Here is a 21455-nt window from a genome sequence, read left to right as displayed (position 1 = left end):
TTATAATGAAAACAACAATATATTCAATATACATATTAATGATGGTATCCTTTTTTAGTGCCTGTGGCCAGCAAGAAAATCGTGAACGTAAAGGAGCAACATCCACAGATGTTGATATGATTACAAATAATACGATTAAGCAAGCATTTGAGGCTTGGCAAAGAGGTAATTCGAAACTTTGGTTATCTTTTTTTACAAAAGATGCTCGGTTATATGATGATGGAAAACTAAGGGATTTTCATAAGTTTTCTACCCATGCTATAGGAGAAGAGTGGTTTATCAGTTTGGATAAAATCGAAGACAATGGCTTATCTATTTATGGGAAAATTCATACCAAAAAATGGGGGGATTTTAAGACATACTTTAAATTTCGTATTAATGATCAAGGGAAAATTTATCGATTAGATATAGGGCAGGCAGATTATTAAATCTAGTTTTGAATTACTTAAATTTTTCTGTAATCTTTATTCGACAAAGGATAAAACATTAGATGGACATAAAAAAAGCCCAAACAATTTGTTTGGGCTTTTAAGGTGGTGCCTCCAGGAATCGAACCAGGGACACAAGGATTTTCAGTCCTTTGCTCTACCAACTGAGCTAAGGCACCTTGTTGTAAGCGGATGCAAATATAGAACGCTTTTTTTAATCATCAAAAGAAAAAATAAAAAAAATCGTTTTGTATTTTTACAACTTACAAAAATAAGCATGAATCTTGTTATAGACGTAGGGAATACATTAACCAAAATAGGAGTTTTTAACCACTCAGGACTTGTACATAAAACTAATGTTCAACAAGTTGATTTTAAGAAAGTAGTGCGAGAAATAAAAGATGATTACCCACTGCTTTCAAATGCCGTTATTTCTTCTGTGTCTAATCTAGAAAAAGAAAATATTGATTTTGTAAAAAAAAGATTCTCTACTCTTGTTGTTGATCATTTAATTACATTTCCATTCAAAAATTTATATGAAACCCCTCAAACTTTAGGAATAGATAGGTTAGCTTTGGTAGCGGCGGCAGTAGATCAATATCCAAATAAAAATGTTTTGGTTATAGATGCAGGTACTTGTATCACATATGATTTTAAAAATACCAAAGAAGAGTATTTGGGAGGAGCGATAGCCCCGGGAATTCGACTTCGATATCATAGTCTCAATAACTATACTGCAAAATTACCTTTATTAGAAATTAAATCTCCAGAAGATCTTATAGGAAAGAGTACAAACGAAGCAATACATTCGGGGGTGATTTTTGGAGTTTTGCACGAAATTGATGGACTAATTGAGGAATATTGCAACATTTATCCTGATTTAACAGTTATTTTAACCGGAGGAGATGCACATTTTTTGTCTAAAAGATTAAAAAATAGCATATTTGCCACTTCCAATTTTTTATTGGAAGGATTAAACCACATTTTATCCATTAATAAAAATAAATGATAAAAAAGATTTTAGTAGTTATATTGGTACATGTTACCGTAATATCTAGTGCTCAAGAAGGAACATCGTCACCATATTCTTTTTATGGATTAGGACTTCCTAAATTCAAGGGGACGGCAGAGAACAGATCTATGGGGGGATTGAGTATTATAGGAGATAGCATACATGTAAATCTTCAAAATCCTGCAGCTTATGGTCGTTTGGCGCTTACCACATATGGTATAGGAGCGTCTTACAATAACTTTAATTTTAGTAATCAAACAGAATCTTCATCAGGAGAAAATGCCTCTCTGGATTATTTAGTAGTAGGTATTCCTGCCGGTAGATTTGGTTTTGGGTTTGGAGTGATGCCAACTACATCTGTTGGTTATGAATTAGAGTCTAGCAATGGAGAGAGTAGGTTTACAGGAGAAGGAGGTTTAAATAAAGTTTTTGTATCAACCGGATTTAAAGTTAACAAGAATATTAGTGTTGGTTTAGATTTAAATTATAATTTTGGTAACATAGAAAATAAAGCAATCTTAAGTAGGTCAGGAGTACAATTTGATACAAGGGAACAAAATAAGATTAATTTATCTGCGTTTACTATGTCTTTTGGGATGATGTATAATGCTATGATAACTGAAAAGCTTGAACTTTCATTATCAGCATCGGGAGCACCGTCGTTCTCAATTGGTACAGAACGAGAACGAGACTTAGCTACTGTGCTTATAAATTCTGCTAATCGTGAAGTAGTAATACAAAGCCAAGGCATAGAAGATATTGACGAAGATATTGATCTCCCGGCAGAGCTTAGAGTTGGTGGAGGTATCGGAGAGAAAAGAAAATGGTTTGTAGGGGCAGAATATGGGTATAGAGGTACTGAAGATTTTGAAGATACTTTTTTAACCCAACGAAATGTAGAATATAAAAACGCTTCAATATATAAAGTAGGGGGGTATTATATACCTAAATATAATTCGCTCACCAGCTATCTTAGTCGAGTTGTGTATAGAGCAGGATTTAGATATGAAGAGACAGGATTCAATATTAATGGAGAGTCTATAGATGAGTTTGGCATATCTTTTGGTTTAGGGTTACCTGTTGGAAGACTTTTCTCAAATGTTAATCTAGGATTTGAGTATGGTCAAAGAGGAAAAACAGATTTTGGATTAGTAAAGGAAGAATACTTTAATTTCTCTTTAGGATTATCATTGAATGATAAATGGTTTAGAAAAATAAAATATAATTAAATACAATAATTACTATAGCTATGAATACTAAAACTTTATTTACGATAGCAGCAGGAGTAGTTCTTGGCATAGCAAATACAAATGCTCAGGCTACAGATTGCGCAACCACGGCTTCGATAGCTTATGAGCATGCTAAAGTAAAGAATTGGGACTCTGCTGAAGAGCCTTTATGGAAAGTAAGAAAAGATTGCCCAAGTTACAGTCTTGCTACATATCAATTTGGACAAAAATTGCTGGAAGCAAAATATAAAAAAGCAGCCGATGGAGATAAGCTTGGCATTGCAAAAGAAAAAATTACTTTATGGAAAGAGCGTTTTCAATATTTTCCAGCTAAGACCAAAATAGGAGACATGCATTCTGATATCGGTCAGATCATGTATGATAACAAAATAGGAGACAAAGCAAGCCAGTTTGCAGAGTTCAATAAAGCATATACTGAAGATAAGGCTAACTTTAAGAGACCAAAGAAATTATATACCTACTTTTCACTTTTAGTTGACTTACATAGAGAGAAGAAAAAAGAACTTCAAGAAGTTTTTGACTCGTATGATGAGGTAACAGAAAAAATCGAAGCAGAAGAAAGTAGACTAGCAAAAATAATTGCTACTCTTACAGAAAAAGAAGAGGCAGGAACGGCATTAAGTTCTAAAGAAAAAAGAAAATTAAAAAATTCAGGAATTAACTTGACTGCCTTTAGTAAAGTAAAATCTGGTATCAATCAAAAATTAGGTGAGCTAGCTGATTGTAAAAACCTTATACCTTTATATAATGGTCAGTTTGAAGCTAAAAAATCAGACATTAATTGGGTAAAAAGTGCTTCGAGAAGAATGTATTCAAAAGAATGTACAGACGATCCATTATTTTTTAAGCTTGTGGAGTCTCAGCACAAATTAGAGCCTTCTGCTAAAACAGCTTACTATCTAGGGATACTTGCTTTAAAAGATAAGAAAACATCTACAGCATTGAAATATTTTAATCAATCTGCAGACTTAGAAACCAAAGCTAGTGATAAGGCCAAAGTATACTTCAAAATTGGAGAAGTAATGAAAAAACAAGGTAGTAAAGGAAAAGCAAGATCTTACTACAGAAAAGCATTACAACAAAAACCATCTATGGGAGTTTGTTATCTAAGGATTGCAAGTATGATCGCAAGTAGTGCTAATAGCTGTGGTAATGATGTGTTCTCTAAAAGAGCAGTATATTGGTTAGCAGAAAATTATGCAAGAAGAGCAGGGAAAGTTGATCCAAGTTTAAAAAGTAGTGCAAATAAATACGCTGCTAATTATAAAGCAAAAGCACCTACAAAAACTGATATCTTCAATAATCCAGGAATAAGTTCTGTTTCTATAGGATGCTGGATTGGAGAAACTGTAAGAGTTCCAAAGTTGTAATGCAAAATTATAAACAACATCATATATTATTAAACATTGTCACAGCAATTGCTGTGACAATGTTTTTTTCATGCCAGTCAGAAGAAAGTAAACCTTCAGGTATGCTTGTACAGAAAGAAGCTCCTATTGCGGAGGCATTTGAGGTGAATTTAAAATATACAGATTCTGGTCGATTAACAGCTGTACTTAAAACACCAAAAATATTGGATTACTCAAACAAGTCTTTTGCATATCATGAATTTCCAGAAGGCATCATCCTTGATATTATTGATAAAGAAGGAAAAGTAAGTGTGGTTACATCAGATTATGCCATTTCGTATCAGCAAACAGGTATTATAGATATGCGTGGTAACGTGGATATTAAAACAGCTGATAGTACACATCTTCAGGCTGAACAGCTATATTGGGATCAAAAAATAAACTGGATATTTACAGATTATCCTTACAAAAGCTTTTTGCCTGATGGTAATATTAATGAAGCAGATGGTTTTGATGCTAATCAAGATTTTACTATCTTGAATTCAAGAATTAATGATGGTGTAATGTTTATAGAGGAGTAACTCAACTTTTTTATGATGAAAGTATTTAGATTTTTTGAGTATGCGTATTTGGCGATCATGCTCTTTTTTATTTATGAGGCATATACAGAATGGGGGCAAGAAGGAGGCAGAAGCTTCCTTTATATTTTCTTTGCCGTAGCTGCAATATTTATGTTTTTCTTTAAAAGACGATTTAGAAAACGATTCGAAGCGAATAACAGAGATTAATTCATGGAATTTCATATCATTGTTATTATTTTTTCATTACTCCTTTCAGCGTTTTTTTCAGGGATGGAAATCGCATATGTATCGTCTAATAAGATTCATATCGAAATAGAAAAAAAGCAAGAAGGTTTTTTGTCTGTAATTCTCTCAAGATTAACAAAAAAACCATCAAAATTCATTGCGACAATGCTAGTTGGCAATAATATAGCATTAGTGGTTTATGGATTTTATATGGGAGAGGTGCTAATGAGTATCTTTGACTCATTGATTCCTTCGGATTTTTGGTTTTTGGATTATTTGATTTCTGATCTTAATTTGTTGACAAAAACAATTATTTCTACAGTTGTTATTTTAATAACAGCAGAGTTTTTGCCCAAGGTATTTTTTCAAATTTATTCCAATACTTTGCTTAAAGTATTTTCGTTTCCGGCATATGTTTTTTATATCATTTTTGCACCGATTTCCACATTTGTAATATGGGTTTCTGATTCTGTACTGAAGCGGTTTTTTAAAACCGATGGAGACGAAGTTCAGTTGGCATTTAGTAAAACAGAATTAGGAGATTATATCAATGAAAGAATGGAAACGATAGAAGAACATGATGAGATTGATAGTGAAATTCAAATTTTTCAAAATGCACTAGACTTTTCTGATGTAAAATCCAGAGAAGTTATGGTACCTAGAACAGAAATAGTAGCAGTAGAAAAATCACAATCTGTAGAAGAGGTAAGTAAACTGTTTATTGAAACGGGGTTGTCTAAATTGATTGTTTATAATGGTACAATAGACGATATTATAGGGTATTTGCATTCTTTTGAATTGTTTAAAAAACCAAAATCTCTAAGAGCAATTCTGCTGCCAGTAGTCTTTGTTCCCGAAACAATGTTTGTCAAAGATGTGCTTAATCTTCTAACAAAAAAACGAAAAAGTATTGCTGTTGTGATTGATGAATACGGTGGTACAAGCGGTATTATTACAGTAGAAGATATTGTAGAAGAACTTTTTGGAGAAATTGAAGACGAACATGACTCTGTTGCTCTTATAGAACAGCAGCTTTCAGATACTCAATTTGTGTTTTCTGCACGAATAGAAGTAGATTATATTAATGAATCGTACAAACTTGACTTGCCAGAAGACGAAAATTACGAAACTCTTGGAGGTATGATCGTCAATCATACCGAAGAAATCCCCGAAGAAGGAGACGAAGTAAAAATAGGAGTCTTTAAAATTAAAATAATCGAAACTTCAAACACCAAAATTGAGATTGTAGAATTAGAAGTCATTGAAGCAGAATAATTTCCATTTTATTTTAGTAGATCTAAAAAAGAGAAGCTTAATCTCTTATCATAAAGCTTATTAGATCAGTGCTAGAAGGTAATAATGCGACAAAGAAAAAGGTAAATATTTTTATTCAATCTTTAATTGTTATTATTATAATAAAATGCTATTTTCGCCCACTATATTTAGAATAATTATAACTACAATACCATGGCAGTTTTAAATAAAATCAGACAGCGTTCGGTTTTTCTTATTGTGATCATTGCATTAGCGCTTTTTTCCTTTGTATTAGCTGATTTAATACGAAATGGAGGAGCAATTTCTCAAAGAGCAGAAAACGTAATTGCAACCATAAACGGAAAAGACATTGACAGAACAGATTTTGCTCAAAAAGTAGAAGCAGCAACGAGAAGTTTTGGTGGAGGCGGTTCAAGTATTCAAGCAGTAAATTATGTTTGGAACCAAGAGTTGCGTCAAGCTGTTTTTGAAGAGCAATTTGAAGAGTTAGGGATAAGAGCAGGTGAAGATCAAATTAATAGACTGTTAGAAGAGTCTTTGGCAAGTAACCCTACATTTCAAAATGAAGCGGGAGTTTTTGACAAAGCAAAGATGCAAGAATATGTTGCAAATGTAAAAGCAACTTCACCACAAGCTTACCAACAATGGATAGATTATGAAGCTTCGATAAGTAAAGGTGCATTAGAAGAAACATACCTTAACTTGATTAAAGCAGGAGTTGGTGCTACATTAAAAGAAGGGGAACTTTCTTATAAAATGGAAAATGATAATGTAGATATCAAGTATGTGCAGTTACCATATTCTAGTATAAAAGATGAAGACATAAAAGTAACAGACGAAGAAATTAAAGCTTATATCAGTAAACATCCTGAGCAATATAAGGCTGATGCTTCTGTGAGTGTTCGTTATGTGGTGTTCAAGGAAGAAGCAAGTCAAGAGGATGAAAATCAGGTAAAAGAAGATTTGGCAAAACTATTGAATGATAAAGTAGAATTCAATGAAGCTTCAAAGAGTCAAGATTCTGTAAAAGGATTTAAGAATGTAGAAAATATCGAAGAGTTCGTAAATCAAAATTCTTCTATAAAATATGCAGACAGATTTGTTTTTAAGAAGGAGCTTCCTTCGACAGAGGCAGATACCTTGTATAATCTTAATGTAGGTGACGTATACGGCCCCTATAAAGACGGAGAATATTTCAAGATATCTAGAATGGTTGCGCATAAGCAATTAGCAGATTCTGCAAAAGCAAGTCATATTTTAGTGTCTTGGGAAGGGTTAGGTACTGCTCGAGATACAAAAAGAACCAAAGAAGAGGCAAAAACACTTGCAGATAGTATTTTAACTGTAATCAAAGCAGATAAAACAAAATTTACAGAATTAGCGGCAACATTCTCTGCTGATCATTCTAATAAAGACAAAGGAGGAGATTTAGGGTATTTTGCTCCGGGTAGAATGGTTCCTGCATTTAATGATTTTATCTTCGATAATGAAATTGGAGATCAAGGGGTTGTAGAGACACAATTTGGATACCATGTGATTAGCATAGAAGATCAAAAAAATGAGCAAAAAGCTGTAAAATTAGCTACAATTGGACAAAAAATTGAAGCTAGTGAAAAAACTTCTAATGCTATTTTTACTGAAACAACTAAATTTCAGATTGCTGCAAAAGATAAAGACTTTGATGCGGTAGCAAAAGAAAAAGAATTAACAGTAAGACCTGTAAATAAAATCAAAGAGTTAGATGAGAATATCCCTGGTCTTGGAACAAAAAGAGACATTGTACAATGGGCTTTTAATGAAGAAACAAAAGTTGGTGATGTAAAACGTTTTGATACGACAGAAGGTTATGCGGTAGTTCAAGTTACTGCTTCTGCAAAAGAAGGTGCAATGACTGCTAAAGATGCTAGTCCAACTGTTAAGCCTATATTAGTTAAAGAGAAAAAAGCAGAACAGCTTAAGAGTAAGATTTCAGGAAGCACATTAGCTGATATAGCAAGCAATCAAAACCAAAAAGTTAGTGTTGCCTCAGCATTAAACATGAAAACACCGACAATCAGTGGTGCAGGTACAGAGCCAAAAGTTGTTGGTGCTGCCTTCTCATTAAAACCTGGTGGTATTTCTTCTCCAATTGTTGGAAATAATGGAGTATACGTTATTGAAGTAACAAAAAATACTCCTGCTAGTGGATTAGATAACTACATGAGCTATGTTTCTCAAGAAACTAAAAGACAAGCAGGTCTGGTGAATAGTAAAGTTTTTGATGCGCTTAAAGAAGCTGCAGAGATTGAAGATAAAAGATCTAGATTTTACTAGAGAAAAACTGAGAGTTAATTACCTTTATTATTGTATATAATAGTCATTGTAATTACCTACTCTATATAATAAAAATAGCCTCTGATATTTATTTATAAATATCAGAGGCTATTTTTATTTTGTTAATATGATTTTTACCTCTAACTATTTCTAACTTTTTGTTCCCATTTCCAAGCAGAACTTAAAGATTCATCAAGAGTGCTCTCTGCTTTCCATCCTAGTTGGCTATTGGCTTTAGTCGTGTCTGCATATGCTGCAATAACATCTCCTTCTCTTCTGCCTACAATTTTGTAATTTAGTTTTTGGTCAGATACTTTTTCAAAAGATGTAATTACTTCTAATACAGAGCTTCCTTTTCCTGTTCCTACATTAAAAACTTCATAATTAGAAGCATTTTTATCCTCTAATAAACGTTGTAGTGCAATTACATGTGCTTTAGCCAGATCTACTACATGAATGTAATCCCTAATACAGGTGCCGTCTTGAGTAGGATAATCATCACCAAATACAGATAATTGTTCTCTTAGCCCTATTCCTGTTTGCGTAATAAAGGGAACTAAATTTTGTGGAACTCCGATAGGCAATTCTCCAATTTCGGCAGAAGGATGTGCTCCTACGGGGTTAAAATATCGAAGAGAAATAGCTTTTAAAGAAGGATTTACTTTACAGGTATCCTGTATAATTTCTTCTCCTATTTGCTTTGTGTTTCCATAAGGTGATTCTGCTGCTTTTACAGGTGCATCTTCTGTAATTGGAAGCTTATCAGCTTGTCCGTATACTGTACAAGAAGAACTGAAAATAAAATTTGAAGCACCTTTTTGGGTAAGTTGTTGCAAAATATATACTAATGTCGAAAGATTGTTTTCGTAGTACAGTAATGGTTTTTCTACACTTTCACCCACTGCTTTTGAAGCCGCAAAGTGAATAACACCTTCAATATCATGATGACGCTCAAAAAACGATACAACTTTATCTTTTTCTCTGAGATCAAATTGTTCAAAAACCGGTTTTTTGCTAGTTATTGCGGTAATACCATCAATAACTTTTATAGAAGAGTTAGAACAATTATCAATAATTACTACTTCGTATCCTTTTTTTTGAAGTTCTACAACGGTATGGGAGCCGATAAACCCTAATCCCCCCGTAACTAAGATTTTCATGTGTATAGCGATTTAATATTTCACTTCACGAAGGAACAATATTTATAGTATTTTAGCAACTTCTTGATTTATAAATTCCAAAAATCGTTCATCCTTTTCTGTAAAAGGATCAGGTGTTTCAGAATCAATATCTATTTGCCCGATGTTTTCTCCATTTTTGAATAGAGGAACCACTATTTCAGACTTTACGTTAATGCTACAAGCAATATAATTATCTTGCGCTTGTACATCTGGTACAACAAAGTTTTCGTTAGAAAGTGCTACTTGGCCACAAATCCCTTTTCCGAATGGAATAATTTTATGATCTGTCTCTTCTCCAACATAGGTACGTAACTTTAGTTCTTCTTTATCTCCATTCTTAAAATAAAAGCCTACCCAATCATAATAATCAATTGATTCTTGTAGCAATTTGCAAATAGCATGCAAACGATCTGTAGTGTCAAGATCGTTGTTTTGAAGTATAGCAGTAACTTCTGGTTTTAAATCATTCAGTGACATTCCTTACAATTTTGTCGAGCAAAAATATCTAAAATATTTATAATGGCAATTTAGTTAATATGGTATAGTTTTGTTAAAAAATAATGATCAAAACCAAAAAATGATTGGTAATTGTTTAGCATATCAAGTAAATTTGTCGTAATTTAAAAGATAAATATAAATTGCCCCTAATTTTTAAGCCGTATGAACTCTTTTTTAAAGCTGCTTGTAGCTGTCGTTGCTGTAGTGTTCCTTTCTTGTAAACAGGATAAGAAACAAGAAAAATCGGTCAATGCTGAATCGGTTGAAGAATATACTAACCTTAATGCAACAGACTCAAAATCTGAAGTGCAATTTTCAGATAACAAAACTCAAAAAATTTATTTACAATATTTAGAAGTTAAAGCTGCAATGGTGAATACTGATAGTGTCGCTGTGCAAAAAGCTTCAAAAAAGTTGGCATCGATCATTTCTTCTTCAGAAGAGGATAAACAGCTAAAAGCTACATCAAAATTGATTTCACTGACTAAAAATATCAAAAAGCAACGTGATTTTTTTGTAACGCTTACTAGTGAAATTGAAAAACATATAGCCAATGCAGAGATAACATCTGGAGAAGTATATAAGCAATTTTGTCCAATGGCTTTTGGTGGAGAAGGAGGGTATTGGCTCTCTGACTCTAAAGAGATAAGAAACCCTTACTACGGTAATAAAATGCTTACCTGTGGAACAGTAAAACAAGTTTTAAATTAAAAAATACATTGATTTTAAGACAATGAGTTTTGTCATGAAATTAAAATTAAAAAATATTGACCTTTATAATAAATAGAAAATACTTAATCTGGTACTTGGGAAAACTCTGGATTTTGTAAAATAGAAATATAATTAATTGGAATACGATAGATATGATAGTGAAAGAATTAATGCTGATGATTCTCTCTATCTTGCTTTTTTCATGTGCTGAGAGTAAAATAGAGACAGGACCTTCAGACAAGATACTAGCATTGCTTGAGCAGTCGAAAGCATTGAAGCAAAGAGGTGATAGAGTTGAACAGAGTATGCTCAGAAAGAAAGATTCTATAGATTTACTTATTGATGGGCCTTCTTCTGATCAAGATAATACTGTAAATGGTGATTTTGTTGATATAACAAGTCTCTCTAATGATTTTGTATTGGATATGAGATATGCTACTTCAAATAATTTTTTGAAAGAAAAGGTGTATCCTTGTGCGAAATGCTATGTTAGAAAGAATGTGGCTAACGCTTTGTTACAAGCTAATAAAGATTTAATGAAAGAAGGATATAGAATCAAATTATTTGATTGTTATAGGCCACATAGCATACAGAAAAAAATGTGGAAGATATTCCCAAACCCAGGATATGTTGCGGATCCTAAGGGTGGTTCTGTTCATAATAGAGGTGCAGCTGTAGATTTGTCTATTGTAAGACTAGATGGTGGAGCAATAGATATGGGGACTGATTTTGATCATTTTGGTAAAGAAGCACACCATTCGTACTCAATGCTTTCAAAAACAGTTTTAGGGCATAGAAAGCTATTAAAAGAAATCATGCAAAAAAATGGTTTTACAACCATCAGAACAGAGTGGTGGCACTATAATTATAAATCTGGTAAAAGCTATAAAATATCAGATTTTACATGGAAGTGCAACTAGTTGTTCTGTCTTTTTTTATTAAATCATAAAAAAATAAAAACGGCACCTGCATAATGCAAAGTGCCATTTTGGAGTACAATTATAAAATCGGAAAAAATTAGAATTGCATAGTTGAGTTAACCGTGTCGGCTATTTTTAATATTAAAGATGTTTTTTTATACTATCTTTTATATGTATTGATAAGCTCTAGTCGTTAAAAACTCCTCAAAATCATCTGATGTTACAAGTTGATAAAAGATATCAATTGCATTTTTGTATTGAGAGGTTTCAAAAAGAGTCCCACCGGTTTGTTCTTTTATAACTTCAAGTTCATCATCAAAAAGAGTCTGAAATAGGCCTGTATCAAATGTTCTTCCATCTTCGAGTGTTACAGTGTTTTTAAGCCATTGCCATATTTGTGTCCGGCTAATTTCTGCGGTTGCAGCATCTTCCATGAGGTTATATAACGCTACAGCACCATTTCCTCCAAGCCATGTAGCAATGTAATGGATGCCTACATTTATATTTTCTCTTATTCCTTTCTCTGTTATTGTTCCTTCAGGAATGGCTAATAGATCTTCTTCGGTGATATTAATATCATCGCGTTTTACATCTATCTGATTTGGAGTCGGCATATGTTGATCAAATACTTTCATAGCCAATGGTACCAAGCCTGGATGTGCTACCCATGTGCCGTCATGACCATTACGTACTTCACGCTCTTTATCAGCTTTTACCTTATTAAAAGCGACAGTATTTTTTTCTTCGTCATCTTTAATTGGGATTTGTGCTGCCATACCCCCAATCGCCAAAATGTTTCTTTTGTGGCAACGTTGTATTACTAGTTTGCTATATGCATCCATAAATGGACTAGTCATGGTTACCTGTGCACGATCTGGAACAACAAAACCATTGTGATTTCTTAGTTTTTTTATATAACTAAAAATATAATCCCATCTACCACAATTAAGTCCTACGATATGATCTTTTAAAGCATAAATGATTTCATCAAGTTGAAAACTTGCGGTAATGGTCTCTACCAACACAGTTACTTTTACAGTGCCGTGAGGAATGCCTAAGTATTCTTCAGAAAAATCTATCACATCATTCCACCAAATAGCTTCTGTAAAATGTTCTAATTTTGGAAGGTAATAGTATGGACCTGTTCCATTTTCTTTTAATTGTTCATTATTGTGAAATAAGTATAAGGCAAAATCAAATAGCGATGCACTCATTTCTTGATCTTTGATCAAAAGATGTTTTTCATTAAGATGTAATCCTCTTGGGCGTACAATTAAAGTAGCCGTTTTTTCTTTAAGCTGATAAGATTTGTCTTTTTTTGGATTATAAAACGAAATAGTTTTTTTGACGGCATCTTTTAGGTTTTTTTGCCCTTGTAAGCAATTTTCCCAAAGTGGAGCATTACTATCTTCAAAATCTGCCATAAAAGTTTTGGCTCCTGAGTTTAATGCATTGATGACCATCTTTCTATCTACTGGCCCTGTGATTTCTACTCTACGATCCTGAAGATCCATAGGGATTGGAGATGCTGTCCATTCGCTATTACGAATTTCTTTAGTGTTTTCTGGAAAAGAAGGATTCGTTCCCAGATCAAATAACTCCTGTTGATATTCTCTGTTCTTTAGAAGAGTTAGTCGCTTTTGGTTAAAACGATCTTGTAGGGCTTCTAAAAAGGTTAATGCACCATCTGTCAAAATCTCCGGATGGTAGTTTTTTACTTCTTTAGTGAAGCTGATTTTCTGGGTAATATTCGTTTGTGTTTCCATAACTAAATCGTTTGAGTGAACAATATTATAAAAAAGTTTTTTATAAAACAAGCGAACGTTCGCTAAAAATGTATTTTTTTTACTTTGGGGAATTACGCATGAATTGTTATTTTTGAGCTTATGGCAATAGCAGAAGAATACATTAGATTGATTTTTGGTTTAAAAATCAAGCAAATACGAACCGATAAAGATTTATCGTTATTTGGGTTGTCCAAATTAAGTGGACTTTCAAAATCATACTTAAACGAAATAGAAAAGGGAAAAAAATACCCTAAAACAGATAAGATTATAAAGCTAGCAGAGACGCTTGATGTTCCCTATGATAGTTTGGTGTCTCTAAAATTGGATAAGAACCTTGCTCCTATTGGAGAGATATTACAATCCGGAATATTAGATGAGATTCCATTAGAGTTATTTGGGATACAGCAAAGTGATTTGATTGATATTATTGCAAATGCACCTTCAAAAGTTAATGCATTTATTAGTACTATTATCGAGATTGCTCAGCATTATAATATGACTCGAGAAGGTTTTTATCTGGCTTCATTACGATCTTATCAAGAGGCGCATAATAATTTTTTTAAAGATCTTGAGGAAAAAGCGATACGGTGTGCAAATTCTTATCAATTAAATCTTGAAGGTAAAATTTCTTCTGTTGAGCTAGAAGAAATACTTAAAGAAGAGTATGGATATAATATAAATGAAGCCGGGATTCCTAAGCAAGAAGAACTTGATAATTTGAGATCGGTTTTTGTGCCATCTACCAAAACGTTATTATTGTCAGATCGTGTCGATGAAGCTCAGAAAACATTTATTTATGCTAAAGAGTTAGGGTATCAGTATATGAAAATTGTAGATAGACCTTATACCTTTAGTTGGATAAAATACAATCATTTTGAAGAAGTATTGCATAATTTTTATGCCTCATATTTTGCAGGAGCACTTGTTATACCAAGAAATCACCTAAAAGAGAAATTAAAGAAACTCTTTGAGTTAAAGCGTTTTTCTGAAAAAGATTTTCATAAAATCATGAGTCTTTATAATGTTTCTCCAGAATCATTTTATCAACGTTTAACCAATATTCTTCCAAAGGATTTTGGGATGCAAAATGTGTTTTTCTTAAGATTTACACATAAGTTGGGTGTGGATAAATTTAATTTGGTAAAAGAATTGCATATTACCAATCAGCAACAGCCTCATGCCAATGAGGTTAATGAACATTATTGCAGACGTTGGATGGCAATCAAAACGCTACAACGTGTCGCAAATGAAAATCTGGACTATGCCTTTAACATACAAATTTCTGACTATGTAGATACTAATCAACAATATTTGGTATTTACTTCTGCAACAAAAGACCCTTTTAAAGAGGATTATTATAGGAGTATAGGGATAGGTTTTCTGATTTCACCGGCTTTAGAAAAAAAGATTGGCTTTGTAAATGATGCTAAAATTCCTAAAATAAAAGTAGGGGTTACTTGCGAATCTTGTTCTATTAAGGATTGTGAGGTTAGAGTTGCTCCTCCAAAACGATTACTTGCTAAGCAACAGTACAAGAAAACGTCTGCATTGGTAGACGAAATTGTAAAACAATATTCTTAATCCGTTACGTTTACTAAACTAATGAATGATCACTTTGTAGTAGAGCATAAAAGTGCAGGGAAGTTTTTAGAGGTAAATCATCATAAGGTATTTGTATTTGATAAAGGTGAAGGCGTTCCTGTAGTTTGTTTTCATGGCGTTCCTGCATCGTCTTATTTATATAGGCGAGTCATTGATCGTCTTGCAGCAAATAAGGTTAGAGGTATTTCTTTCGACTTGATTGGTATGGGGTTGTCAGATAGACCATTGGATTATGACTATAGTTGGACAGGTTTAGGTAATTGGTCTGTAGAAGTAATTAAAAAATTAAATTTAGGCAAGTTTCATGTTGTGCTTCACGATATAGGAGGTCCTATCGCTTGTGAGGTGATGGCAAAAATTCCTGAGCAGATTTTGTCTGTAACTATATTGAATACAATGTTGGTCAATTTGCCTAGGTTTCAAAAACCATTTCCAATGTGGTTTTTTCCTTATTATGGAATTGGAGAGATATTTGTGGCAATGACTAATGCTTTTATGTTACAAAAACTAATGCATTTTAGAGGGATTAATAAAAAAGAAGCATTTGGACTGAAAGAAGCTAAGACTTATCTAAAATTTCTAAAGGGAAATAATAGAGGAAAATCATTTTTAAAGATAATGAGAGGCTTTGAAGCTACTAAAGAAAAAGAGAAGCTGTATTTGGATACATTAATACAATTAAATGTCCCTAAGCAAATCATATGGGGAGAGACAGATAAAGGACTTACTTATAAGCAATACGGTCTTCCACTTAAAGAGGTGTTGGGGATCACAAAAGTTACCAAAACAAAAGGGTCACATTTTTTGCAAGAGGATTATTCTGAAGTGATTTCAGATAAGCTTTTAGAATTTATTTAAAAGTGTACTTGTACAAGCGTTGATATTTTTTGTATCAAAATAAAAATGCCACTTCATTAGAAGTGGCATTTTATTAATTACTATATTTTGTTATGTTTTGGTATTACATCATACCTGGCATTCCTCCGCCCATTGGTGGCATTCCTGCACCTCCAGCCGGAGCTTCTTCTTTAATATCGATTAAAGCACATTCTGTTGTAAGGATCATTCCTGATACAGAAGCTGCATTTTCTAAAGCGATACGAGTAACTTTCTTAGGATCAATGATTCCTGCAGTAAGCATATCTACGTATTCTTCTGATTTTGCATCGTATCCAAAATCATCTTTTCCTTCTAATACTTTAGAAATTACAACAGAACCTTCTCCTCCTGCATTTTCAACGATTGTTCTTAAAGGAGCTTCTATGGCGCGATTTACAATTTGTACACCTGTCGCTTCATCAACATTTTCTGTTTTTACGTTATCTAAAACAGCTTTTGCTCTTACTAAAGCAACACCACCACCAGCAACTATTCCTTCTTCTACAGCAGCACGAGTAGCATGAAGAGCATCGTCTACACGATCTTTCTTCTCTTTCATTTCTACTTCAGAAGCAGCACCTACATATAAAACTGCAACTCCTCCGGCTAATTTTGCTAAGCGCTCTTGTAGTTTCTCTTTGTCATAATCAGAAGTAGTCGTTTCAATTTGAGATTTGATTTGATTTACTCTGTTTTTGATCATTTCTTCTTCACCGGCACCATTTACAACAGTAGTATTATCTTTATCGATTGCTACTTTTTCTGCTGTACCTAGGTGTTCGATTGTAGTGTTTTCTAGAGTGAATCCGCGTTCTTCAGAAATTACAGTACCTCCGGTTAAGATTGCGATATCTTCTAGCATAGCTTTACGTCTGTCTCCAAAGCCTGGTGCTTTTACAGCAGCTATTTTTAGAGCTCCACGTAGTTTGTTTACTACTAATGTTGCCAAAGCTTCTCCATCTACATCTTCTGCAATAATTAATAATGGTTTCCCGGTTTGTGCAACAGGCTCCAATATAGGAAGTAAGTCTTTCATCGCAGAAATCTTTTTGTCATATAATAAGATATATGGACTTTCAAGATCAGCTGTCATTTTTTCGCTGTTGGTTACAAAGTATGGAGATAAGTACCCTCTGTCAAATTGCATACCTTCTACTACATCTACATAAGTATCTGTACCTTTAGCTTCCTCAACAGTGATAACTCCTTCTTTACCTACTTTTTCAAAAGCTTGAGCGATTAAATCACCGATAGTATTATCATTATTTGCAGAGATAGCTGCTACTTGTTTAATTTTGTCAGATGAGCTTCCTACTTCTTTTGTTTGTTTTTCTAGATCTGCGGTAATTGCCTCTACGGCTTTGTCGATACCACGTTTTAAATCCATTGGGTTGGCTCCTGCAGCAACATTTTTAAGACCTTCTTTTACGATAGCTTGTGCAAGAACAGTAGCAGTTGTTGTTCCGTCTCCGGCCAAATCATTAGTTTTTGAAGCTACTTCCTTAACCATTTGAGCTCCCATATTTTCAAGAGCATCTTCTAATTCTACTTCTTTAGCTACAGAAACTCCATCTTTTGTTACTGTTGGAGCTCCGAATGATTTACTAATAATTACATTACGACCTTTTGGACCTAACGTTACTTTTACTGCATTTGCTAATGCATCTACACCACGTTTGATTCCGTCACGTGCTTCTATGTCAAATTTTATGTCTTTTGCCATAATAACTATGTGTTTATTTTAATTGTATCCTGAATATGTAAAGTCAGGATTTTTGATTTGCGTTTTTAAAGAGTTCGAGTTTAATTACACGATAGCGAGGATATCATCTTCGCGCATGATTAAATAATCTTTTCCTTCTAATTTTAATTCGGTACCAGAATATTTTCCGTAAAGTACAGTATCACCAACTTTAACAGTCATTTCGTGATCTTTTTTACCACTGCCTACTGCAGCTACTTTACCTTTTTGTTGTTTTTCCTGAGCAGAGTCAGGTATATATAATCCTGATGCTGTTTGAGTCTCTGCAGGAAGTGGCTCTATAACCACACGGTCTGAAAGAGGTTTAATGTTTACTCCCATTATGATTCGTCTTTATTTATTATTTAAAATTAAAATGAATTATCTGATGCTTCTTATTTCAGAAATTATGCCAGTAGAACGATACTGACAAATTGAAATAAAAAATGCCGACTATATGACAAGTCGGCATTTTTATTACAAAATATTTTGATAAATACTATTCTTGATCGTTGTTTTCTTCATCTGCTGATGAATTAACAGGAGTTTCTAATTGAACATTGTCAGTATTTACTTTAGATTCTTGTACTGTTCCATTACCCATAAGGTCTACATTGGATAAAAGAATAAGAAGAAGTAGTAAAGTAGCTAATGTCCATGTACTTTTATCTAAAAAATCAGTGGTTTTCTTTACACCACCTAATTGTTGAGTACCGCCTCCGCCAAAAGAAGAAGATAATCCGCCTCCTTTAGGATTTTGTACCATAATTACCACAACAAGTAAAAAAGATACTATAACTATTAGGATTAAAAAAATTGTGAACGTTGTCATTATATTGTTATTTATTTTCTTGTAATTTTTTTATAGCTCGAATTTGGTCTGCAAAGAAACCACTTTTTTCGGGATTTTTCAAAATTAATATGTTATATGCCTGAATTGCTTTTTTATAATTTTTTTGAGCTAGATAAACCCTGGCTAAAGTTTCGGTCATTAATTCATTTGTAGGAACAATATTTTCTTTGGCAAGGTTTTTTGACGTCGTGTTTTTGCCAGCTGGTTTGATTTTGGGATTGTTGGCTATAAATTCATCTATTAGATTGAATTTTTCTTTTTGTTTTAACGACTGATTCTTCTGTTTTTCTGGCTCAGTAGATTCTTCTTGTTCATTAAGATCTCTGTTGATAGGGGTTAGTGAAGTTAGTTTAAGCCACTCAGAAAAAGAGTGTGTTTCTTTTTTGTCGAATTCTAATGGTTTGTCTATTTGGAGTTCTTCAATTGTGCGATCTGTTTTTTCTTCTTCATGTTCTTTGTTTTGTTCAGATTCGGCAATTTCGATTTGTTTGATAGTACTATCTTCTTTTCTAACAGAAAAAAGAGCAGGATCAAGAACATCTTCTGCTTCCTTTATTTTCATTCGTATTGCCTCGTCAATGGGCATTCTAGGCAAAACTTTTACTTCTTCTGCATCGATGACCTGAATATCTGTTTTCTGCTTTTGTGGTTGTTGCTCTTTTGTTTGTTGTGTAAATGATTCTGAAGTAATGAAATCAAATAAAACACTTCTGTCTGTAGTATATGCAGCAGTAGTTTTTAGTTCATTATTGTATTTGAAACTGTCTGAATCTTTAAGTCCTTTCAAGTGTAAAGCTTTGATCGCTTGGAAATAAGGAAAAGCCACTGTTAGTTTTTCTAACGCATGTGTTTGATCCTTGTTTAAGGATGTTGGGTTTTGTAATACGTATGAAAGTTCTTTAGTGTTCAATTTAATCTGAAAATTAAAAGAATAGCATTTACTATTTCTTAAGGATTAATTTTTTAGCTCTTTTACAAAAAAAGATTACCATCTTGCAAGCGTAGCATTAAAAACATCTTGCGTGATTCTTTCGAATATTACTTGTAATGCTTCATCTCTAACTGCATTTTCTGAGGTAGCAGCAGGATAGTCAAAGAAAAAAGAAAAACGTTGTTCTAGATCTTGATCTGGTTCTTTGGTATCATAAAACCTCACGTTTACGGCAACAGTAAGGCGGTTTTGTGCTGCTGTCTGATCAGATGTAGCAGTATTAGGGGCAACATAATCTTGTACTATTTCTCCCTCATAAACAATATCTCCACCAGATGTTGTTAAACTTAGATTAGTTTGATTAAGAATAAGATCTTGTAATTGATTTGTGAAATTTTGATCTACTCCAGGAAAAATTCTTGGGGATTGGTTTTGAAAAAAATTAACTTGAAATGTTTTGGTGTCCGGAGAGATAGATATCCCACTAAAGGAATAAACCCCACAACCTTGAACAAGTATCAGAATACATATCCCAATTGCAATATTTTTTATATAATTCATCGATTCAAGCTCTTTTATTTATTTGCTTTTGTAAAGTGTTTTTAAATTTTGGATGACTATTTTACAAATCGTATTGTTTTATTTTTCGGTATAATGTTCTTTCGCTAATACCTAATTCTTCTGCTGCTGCTTTACGTTTTCCTTTGTGTCGTTCTAAAGATTTTTTGATTAATTCTAGTTCTTTGTCATGAAGCGATAAGGTTTCTTCTTCTTCGATTTCTTCTGCAAAATGATATTTGTCTTCTCTTTTAGGTTCTAAAGCTCCTTGTGATGGTATTTCGAGTACTTCAGAAGGGGTTGATTGTATTGGTGGTTCTTCAAAACGAATTTCTTCTTCCTTATCTCGATATATTTTTTGAATTAATGTCTCATTATCCTTTTGTACTTGTTGTGTATTACCACTTTGCATAAGCTCCATGGTCAGTTTTTTTAGGTCGTTGAGATCACTTTTCATATCAAAAAGTACTTTGTACAATATCTCTCTTTCGTTACTAAAATCACTTTCTTTTTTGTCTTGCTCAACTAAAGCAGGCAAGTTGCTGCCAATATTCGGGAGATAACTATGTAATGTGACCCCTGTAATGGTTCTATTTTGTTCAAGGACTGATATTTGTTCGGCAATGTTGCGTAATTGTCTGATATTTCCGCTCCAATGATATTTTTCTAAGAGTGTTACTGCATCATCAGTAAGCCGTATAGTTGGCATTTTGTACTTTGATGCAAAGTCTGAAGCAAATTTCCTAAACAATAAATGTATATCTCCCTTGCGTTCTCTAAGTGGAGGTAGAAAAATTTCTACAGTACTAAGTCTATAATAAAGGTCTTCTCTAAATTTTCCTTTTTTAATAGCCTCAAACATATTCACATTTGTTGCTGCTACGATTCTTACATTGGTTTTCTGAACCTTTGATGAACCTACTTTGATAAACTCCCCGTTTTCGAGAACCCTTAATAATCGTACTTGAGTAGTAAGGGGTAATTCTCCGACTTCGTCTAAAAATATGGTTCCTCCGTCTGCTACCTCAAAATATCCATTTCGAGTCTGGGTTGCTCCGGTAAATGCTCCTTTTTCATGTCCAAATAATTCACTGTCTATTGTTCCTTCGGGTATTGCACCACAATTTACAGCAATATATTTACCATGTTTGCGATGTGATAATGAGTGAATAATCTTAGGAATACTCTCTTTACCAACTCCACTTTCTCCGGTTACTAATACTGAAATATCAGTTGGAGCAACTTGTATTGCTTTTTCTACTGCTCGATTAAGACCAATATCGTCCCCTATAATTCCAAATCGTTGTTTTATTGCCTGAACTGATTCCATAATTAATAGTAAACTGGTTTGATAGTGAGTT

21 protein-coding genes and 1 tRNA gene are annotated in these 21455 nt (G+C 33.3%); 12 read left to right on the top strand and 10 right to left on the bottom strand.

Going from position 1 to position 21455, the window contains the following annotated elements; genetic code table 11:
• Positions 1-5 precede the first annotated feature (5 nt).
• Positions 6-428, top strand: a complete 423-nt coding sequence (locus tag FHK87_RS06350; protein ID WP_140591638.1) for a hypothetical protein — start codon at positions 6-8, stop codon at positions 426-428.
• A 106-nt stretch (positions 429-534) separates the two neighbouring features.
• On the opposite strand, the gene FHK87_RS06345 is transcribed toward FHK87_RS06350, so the two are convergent.
• A tRNA-Phe gene (locus FHK87_RS06345) sits at positions 535-607 on the bottom strand.
• Between the two features lie 98 nt (positions 608-705).
• Here FHK87_RS06345 and FHK87_RS06340 point away from each other — a divergent pair.
• From FHK87_RS06340 to FHK87_RS06310, 7 genes are all read left to right on the top strand, one after another.
• Complete coding sequence (locus FHK87_RS06340) at positions 706-1437, top strand: type III pantothenate kinase (protein ID WP_140591635.1); 732 nt, start codon at positions 706-708, stop codon at positions 1435-1437.
• Positions 1434-2669 (top strand): porin family protein, encoded by a 1236-nt coding sequence (locus tag FHK87_RS06335; protein ID WP_140591632.1) that lies wholly within the window; start codon positions 1434-1436, stop codon positions 2667-2669. Before FHK87_RS06340 ends, FHK87_RS06335 begins: the two co-directional genes overlap by 4 nt.
• 20 nt (positions 2670-2689) lie before the next feature.
• On the top strand, positions 2690-4060 hold the full coding sequence (locus FHK87_RS06330; RefSeq protein ID WP_140591627.1) for a tetratricopeptide repeat protein: 1371 nt from the start codon (positions 2690-2692) through the stop codon (positions 4058-4060).
• A complete protein-coding gene (gene lptC, locus FHK87_RS06325; RefSeq protein ID WP_140591623.1) occupies positions 4060-4620 on the top strand; it encodes an LPS export ABC transporter periplasmic protein LptC in 561 nt (186 codons plus the stop codon). The genes FHK87_RS06330 and lptC overlap by 1 nt, the downstream gene beginning before the upstream one ends.
• Before the next feature lie 12 nt (positions 4621-4632).
• Positions 4633-4827 carry a hypothetical protein gene (locus tag FHK87_RS06320; RefSeq protein WP_317133537.1) on the top strand — a complete coding sequence of 65 codons (195 nt, stop codon included), beginning with the start codon at positions 4633-4635 and terminating at the stop codon, positions 4825-4827.
• A gap of 3 nt (positions 4828-4830) precedes the next feature.
• Positions 4831-6120, top strand: a complete 1290-nt coding sequence (locus FHK87_RS06315; protein ID WP_140591620.1) for a hemolysin family protein — start codon at positions 4831-4833, stop codon at positions 6118-6120.
• A gap of 192 nt (positions 6121-6312) precedes the next feature.
• Positions 6313-8433, top strand: coding sequence for a peptidylprolyl isomerase (locus tag FHK87_RS06310; RefSeq protein WP_140591616.1), 2121 nt, complete (start codon positions 6313-6315; stop codon positions 8431-8433).
• Between the two features lie 140 nt (positions 8434-8573).
• Here FHK87_RS06310 and galE read toward each other — a convergent pair whose 3' ends face one another.
• On the bottom strand, positions 8574-9593 hold the full coding sequence (galE, locus tag FHK87_RS06305) for a UDP-glucose 4-epimerase GalE (RefSeq protein WP_140591613.1): 1020 nt from the start codon (positions 9591-9593) through the stop codon (positions 8574-8576).
• 42 nt (positions 9594-9635) lie between these two features.
• Positions 9636-10091: a GAF domain-containing protein gene (locus FHK87_RS06300; RefSeq protein WP_140591610.1), complete on the bottom strand. Its 456-nt coding sequence runs from the start codon at positions 10089-10091 to the stop codon at positions 9636-9638.
• Positions 10092-10274: 183 nt separating this feature from the next.
• On the opposite strand from FHK87_RS06300, the gene FHK87_RS06295 reads away from it, so the two are divergent.
• Both FHK87_RS06295 and FHK87_RS06290 read left to right on the top strand, forming a co-directional pair.
• Positions 10275-10823 (top strand): DUF3347 domain-containing protein, encoded by a 549-nt coding sequence (locus FHK87_RS06295; protein WP_140591607.1) that lies wholly within the window; start codon positions 10275-10277, stop codon positions 10821-10823.
• A 152-nt stretch (positions 10824-10975) separates the two neighbouring features.
• Positions 10976-11743, top strand: a complete 768-nt coding sequence (locus FHK87_RS06290; RefSeq protein WP_226294119.1) for a M15 family metallopeptidase — start codon at positions 10976-10978, stop codon at positions 11741-11743.
• Positions 11744-11910: 167 nt separating this feature from the next.
• Here FHK87_RS06290 and aceB read toward each other — a convergent pair whose 3' ends face one another.
• Positions 11911-13509, bottom strand: a complete 1599-nt coding sequence (gene aceB, locus FHK87_RS06285; protein ID WP_140591603.1) for a malate synthase A — start codon at positions 13507-13509, stop codon at positions 11911-11913.
• A gap of 120 nt (positions 13510-13629) precedes the next feature.
• On the opposite strand from aceB, the gene FHK87_RS06280 reads away from it, so the two are divergent.
• Entirely contained in the window at positions 13630-15111 is a 1482-nt protein-coding gene (locus FHK87_RS06280) for a helix-turn-helix domain-containing protein (RefSeq protein WP_140591599.1), read from the top strand.
• A gap of 21 nt (positions 15112-15132) precedes the next feature.
• Positions 15133-15990 (top strand): alpha/beta hydrolase, encoded by an 858-nt coding sequence (locus FHK87_RS06275; RefSeq protein ID WP_140591596.1) that lies wholly within the window; start codon positions 15133-15135, stop codon positions 15988-15990.
• Between the two features lie 103 nt (positions 15991-16093).
• On the opposite strand, the gene groL is transcribed toward FHK87_RS06275, so the two are convergent.
• The 6 genes from groL to FHK87_RS06245 all read right to left on the bottom strand — a co-directional run bounded on the left by groL (position 16094) and on the right by FHK87_RS06245 (position 21424).
• Positions 16094-17734: a chaperonin GroEL gene (groL, locus tag FHK87_RS06270; protein WP_140591592.1), complete on the bottom strand. Its 1641-nt coding sequence runs from the start codon at positions 17732-17734 to the stop codon at positions 16094-16096.
• Between the two features lie 84 nt (positions 17735-17818).
• On the bottom strand, positions 17819-18094 hold the full coding sequence (locus FHK87_RS06265; RefSeq protein ID WP_140591589.1) for a co-chaperone GroES: 276 nt from the start codon (positions 18092-18094) through the stop codon (positions 17819-17821).
• Positions 18095-18251: 157 nt separating this feature from the next.
• The gene (gene secG / locus FHK87_RS06260) at positions 18252-18584 is read right to left on the bottom strand and encodes a preprotein translocase subunit SecG (protein ID WP_140591586.1); all 333 of its coding nucleotides are present in this window, start codon (positions 18582-18584) and stop codon (positions 18252-18254) included.
• A gap of 7 nt (positions 18585-18591) precedes the next feature.
• A complete protein-coding gene (locus tag FHK87_RS06255) occupies positions 18592-19515 on the bottom strand; it encodes a hypothetical protein (RefSeq protein WP_140591582.1) in 924 nt (307 codons plus the stop codon).
• A gap of 75 nt (positions 19516-19590) precedes the next feature.
• Positions 19591-20097 carry an LptE family protein gene (locus FHK87_RS06250; RefSeq protein ID WP_140591579.1) on the bottom strand — a complete coding sequence of 169 codons (507 nt, stop codon included), beginning with the start codon at positions 20095-20097 and terminating at the stop codon, positions 19591-19593.
• 61 nt (positions 20098-20158) lie between these two features.
• The gene (locus FHK87_RS06245) at positions 20159-21424 is read right to left on the bottom strand and encodes a sigma-54 interaction domain-containing protein (protein WP_140592712.1); all 1266 of its coding nucleotides are present in this window, start codon (positions 21422-21424) and stop codon (positions 20159-20161) included.
• Positions 21425-21455 lie beyond the last annotated feature (31 nt).

This window comes from Aquimarina algicola (assembly GCF_006443095.1).
In the GTDB taxonomy this organism is placed as follows: domain Bacteria; phylum Bacteroidota; class Bacteroidia; order Flavobacteriales; family Flavobacteriaceae; genus Aquimarina; species Aquimarina algicola.
This window is presented reverse-complemented; position numbering and strand designations above follow the sequence as displayed.